Annotated in this window: 1 protein-coding gene; it reads left to right on the top strand. The window is 44.8% G+C overall.

The features are described from left to right. The first annotated feature begins 62 nt into the window (after positions 1–62). Positions 63–377 carry a 50S ribosomal protein L24 gene (rplX, locus tag JG677_RS08620; RefSeq protein WP_000729185.1) on the top strand — a complete coding sequence of 105 codons (315 nt, stop codon included), beginning with the start codon at positions 63–65 and terminating at the stop codon, positions 375–377. Positions 378–420: the final 43 nt, after the last annotated feature.

Here is a 420-nt window from a genome sequence, read left to right as displayed (position 1 = left end):
TCGTAACGAGAAGTTCATGAAAATTATCTCTCTGGCACCAGAAGTACTCTAAGGAGCGAATCATGGCAGCGAAAATCCGTCGTGATGACGAAGTTATCGTGTTAACCGGTAAAGATAAAGGTAAACGCGGTAAAGTTAAGAATGTCCTGTCTTCCGGCAAGGTCATTGTTGAAGGTATCAACCTGGTTAAGAAACACCAGAAGCCGGTTCCGGCTCTGAACCAACCGGGCGGCATCGTTGAAAAAGAAGCTGCAATTCAGGTTTCTAACGTTGCAATCTTCAATGCGGCAACCGGCAAGGCTGACCGTGTAGGCTTTAGATTCGAAGACGGCAAAAAAGTCCGTTTCTTCAAGTCTAACAGCGAAACTATCAAGTAATTTGGAGTAGTACGATGGCGAAACTGCATGATTACTACAAAGA

The sequence above is a fragment of the Campylobacter sp. TTU-622 genome (assembly GCF_016598965.1).
In the GTDB taxonomy this organism is placed as follows: Bacteria; Campylobacterota; Campylobacteria; order Campylobacterales; family Campylobacteraceae; genus Campylobacter_D.
Note: the sequence above shows the minus strand (reverse complement) of the source record. Positions and strands in the feature narration are given on the sequence as shown.

Excerpts from the sequence above, each read along its gene's own strand:
- rplX (WP_000729185.1), top strand. The coding sequence starts at position 63 with ATGGCAGCGAAAATCCGTCGTGATGACGAAGTTATCGTGTTAACCGGT.